Genomic DNA, 3510 nt, shown 5'->3' with positions numbered 1-3510 from the left:
CGGATGAATTCGTCATGCTCGAACAGCCGGGCGGGAGTTTTCCTGGTCCCGGCGATCTCGACGGGCATGATCTCCTTGGCCAGCCGCCCGGAATCCCTGGCCGCCTTGGCGTTTCGCTGTGTCCGCAGGGCGAAGGCGTCGATCTCCTCGCGGGTCAGCCCGTAGCGGTTCGCGACGTTCTGTGCCGTCTCGATCATCCCGATGTAGGCGTTGCGGGCCAGCAGGGTCGGGTTCGCGGGTCCGCCCGCGCCCGCCCACATGGTGTCGAGCAGGATGACCGGGCCGCGCGGCCCGAACGGGCTGTCGCCCTTCATGTACGCCCAGCCCGACCGCGACATCGACTCGACGCCGCAGGCCATCCCGACGCCCAGGTCCCCGGCCTTGATCGCGTGCGCGATATTGACGGTCGCGCTCAGCGACGAGCCACAGAAGCGGTTGATCGTCGCCCCGGCCACGGTGTCCGGGAATCCCGCCGCCAGCGCGGCCCACCGCGCCACATCACCCATGCCCTCGTGGGCGGGATTCACACAGCCCGCGACGATGTCCTCGATCTGGTCGAGCCCCACGCCGACGCGCTCGCACGCGCCCTTCATGGTCATCCCCAGCAGATCGTCGGCCCGAATGTGCGACAGCGAGCTGCCATAGCGGGCGAAGGGGGTCCGAACACCACCGAGCACGAACGCTTCCGCCATCACGATCTCCTTCGACAGTGCCCTCAGGGTCGCAACGAACGAGCCGTCGTTGCCGATGTCGATCTTGCCCCGAGCCGGAGCGGATCCGCTACACCCGCAGGTGCTCGGTGCGGTCCGGTCATGTCGCGGCCCGCTGGGAGTCCGCGATTCCGGCGAGAATTCGACGCAGGCCGTCGGAGAATTGTTCGGCCGGGGGCCGGTCGGCGGCGCCGACCATCCGCGAAACCTGTGGGAACGCGCCACTTTCGATCATGCGGCGCAGATACGGCGCGACCGCGGCCCGCCACTCGTCCTCGGTCTGCCCGGTGCGCCGCCGGGTTTCGTTCTCGGCGAGTTCGCGCATGACCGCGCCGCGGACGTAGTCCCGAATCACCCCGACGGCCGCCGCCGCGGCACCGACATCGGAGGTCAGCGAAGCAGCCGCGGTCAGTGCGTGTTCCAGGCCGCGCAGCCAGTTGGGGCCGAGCAAGGGACGGGTGGCCAGCAGCGGGGCAAGCCAGGGATGCCGTAGCCACAATTCCCGCTCGTGATGGGCATACGCCTCGAGGTCGACGCGCCAGTCCCCCGTCAGCGGCAGGTGGTCGTCGTGGACCGCGTCGGCCATGAGGTCGAGCAGATCGTCGCGGCTGTCGACGTAGCGGTAGAGCGAGGTGGTGCCGGTCGACAGTGCGGTGGCGACGCGGCGCATCGACACGGCGTCGAGCCCTTCGGCATCCGCGAGCGCGATGGACGCGTCCACGATGCCTTCCACGCTCAGGCCCTGCCTTTTCGACCGATACGGCTCGCGGTCCCAGATAAGCGACATGGACGACAGCGTACCGCAGTGGCTACAGTGTTCCCATGAACGGGAACACTGTGCCCAAAGAAGTGTTGATCGTCGGCGGCGGGTCCGTCGGCCTGATGCTGGCGGTGCTGTTGCGCCATCACGGCGTCGAGTCGCTCGTCGTCGAGCGGCAGCCGGAGTTGTCGCCGCATCCCCGGGCCACCGGGATCGGCTCCCGATCGGTGGAGATCCTGCGGGAGCTCGGCCTGGAGCAGGCGGTCAACGACGCCGCGGTCGATCTGCGGGCCGGAAAGATCAAGGGCCGCACCCTCGCAGAGGCCGACTTCGCCGAAAGTATCGACTGGCAGACGAAACCCGAGCTCACCTATACCCCGGCCCGGATCCGCGGCACCTGCGCACAGAATCGGCTCGATCGCGTATTGATCACCAGGGCAGGCGATGTCGAGTTCGGCGTGGCGCTCGACTCGTTCGAGGAAGACGCCGACGGCGTCACCGCCTTCCTGTCGGACGGGCGTACGGTGCGGGCGCGCTACCTGGTGGCCGCCGACGGGGTGCGCAGCCGGGTGCGGGAGCAACTCGGCATCGGCGTCACCGGTCCGGGCGTGCTCGGCCAGGAGACGACGAGCATCCTCTTCGACGCCGACCTGCGGCCGCGAATGCCGTTCGCCATGTGCAATATCGAGCATCCGGACGCGACCGGACTGCTGGTGACCGTCGACGGCGCTCGCGAGTGGGTCTTCCTCACGCGCGCCGACCGGGAACCGGACCCCGACCTCCTGCGCACCGCGCTCGGCGACCCGTCGATCAAGGTGGACATCCGTAGCGTGCTGACCTTCCGCGGACGCGGCCAAGTGGCCGAACGGCTTTCGGCCGGGCGGGTCTTCCTGGTCGGCGACGCCGCCCACGCGATTCCCCCGCTGGGCGCGTTCGGGTTGAACACCGGCATCGCCGACGCGCACAACCTGGCCTGGAAACTCGCGCACGTGCTGCGCGGCGAGGCGGGCCCCGAGCTACTCGAGACCTATCACACCGAACGCCATCCGGTCGCGCTCATGACGATGGAACAGGCGCACTTGCGGATCAAAGACCCTGCGCTGCACTGGGGAAAGAACATGGAGGAGGCGCGCAGGGCCGCGGGAGCGCTCAACGCGCCGGTGGTCCACCTCGGCTACCGCTACAGCGACACACCACTCCCCTCGACCGAGGACGTCACCCTCGACCTCGACGGCGCTCCGGGCTCCCGTCTTCCCCACCTCTGGGTGGCCGACGGGGTCTCGACACTGGATCTCGTGCGGTCCCAATGGTGTGTATTCACAGCCGATCCCGGCGTCGATGCCGACATCCCGGTCCACCACGTACCCGGCTGGCCTTACGGCACCCTGCTGGTCCGCCCCGACAGCGTCGTCGCGGGGCCCTACCGCGCGTGAGCCCTAGCGGGGCACATCCCAGAACGCGAGTTCGTGACGCATGCCGGTCAGGAACAGCTCCTCCGCGTTGTCGCCGCCCGCCTCGTCGAGCATCTGGGCGCACCGGGCGGTCAGCGCCGCGAAGGCGGGGTCGGCGTAGGTGTCGATCCACCGCTGATAGCGCGGTTCCGCGGGCGGGTGCTGCGCGAGAATCGCGCCGAGCGTCGAATAGCCCCACATGCACGGGTAGAGGGCGGCCAGGCCGTCGGCGTAGTGGGCGGCCGAATCCAGCAGGAACGCCGTGTATTTCACGCACGGCTCACCCTTGGTGGCCCCGTCGAGGTCCGCGCCGAACTCCGCCGCCAGCCCCCGGTGCAGCGAGAGTTCGTCGTGGAAGGTGTTGTGCGCGAGGTCGACCAGGTCGCCGAGGTGAGCGGCGGGCGCCTGCCAGGCGAGGCGGGAGAACACGCGGACGTAGTCGAGCAGGAACAGGTAATCCTGTTCCAGCCACGACCGGAACACCGGCTCGGCGAGATCGCCTTTCGCGATCCCCACCACGGTCGGATGCGCCAGCTGCTCGTCGATCAGCGGACGCCCGAGTTGCTCCAGATGTGCGGCAAGTCTCATA

The 3510-nt window shown here is 69.1% G+C and carries 4 protein-coding genes; 1 reads left to right on the top strand and 3 read right to left on the bottom strand.

The window, feature by feature from the left end:
* Both ACWELQ_RS41285 and ACWELQ_RS41280 read right to left on the bottom strand, forming a co-directional pair.
* The coding region (locus ACWELQ_RS41285) for a thiolase family protein (RefSeq protein ID WP_452402432.1) at nucleotides 1-692 on the bottom strand (692 nt) is incomplete at its 3' end.
* A gap of 118 nt (nucleotides 693-810) precedes the next feature.
* On the bottom strand, nucleotides 811-1497 hold the full coding sequence (locus ACWELQ_RS41280) for a TetR/AcrR family transcriptional regulator (protein WP_452402431.1): 687 nt from the start codon (nucleotides 1495-1497) through the stop codon (nucleotides 811-813).
* A 35-nt stretch (nucleotides 1498-1532) separates the two neighbouring features.
* Between ACWELQ_RS41280 and ACWELQ_RS41275 the strand changes: the two genes are divergently transcribed.
* Nucleotides 1533-2903: an FAD-dependent monooxygenase gene (locus ACWELQ_RS41275; protein ID WP_452402430.1), complete on the top strand. Its 1371-nt coding sequence runs from the start codon at nucleotides 1533-1535 to the stop codon at nucleotides 2901-2903.
* Between the two features lie 3 nt (nucleotides 2904-2906).
* On the opposite strand, the gene ACWELQ_RS41270 is transcribed toward ACWELQ_RS41275, so the two are convergent.
* Nucleotides 2907-3510, bottom strand: a 604-nt coding sequence (locus ACWELQ_RS41270; RefSeq protein WP_452402429.1) for a TenA family protein, incomplete at its 5' end; no start/stop codon positions are given.

Source organism: Nocardia sp. NPDC004722, from assembly GCF_053601505.1.
This window is presented reverse-complemented; position numbering and strand designations above follow the sequence as displayed.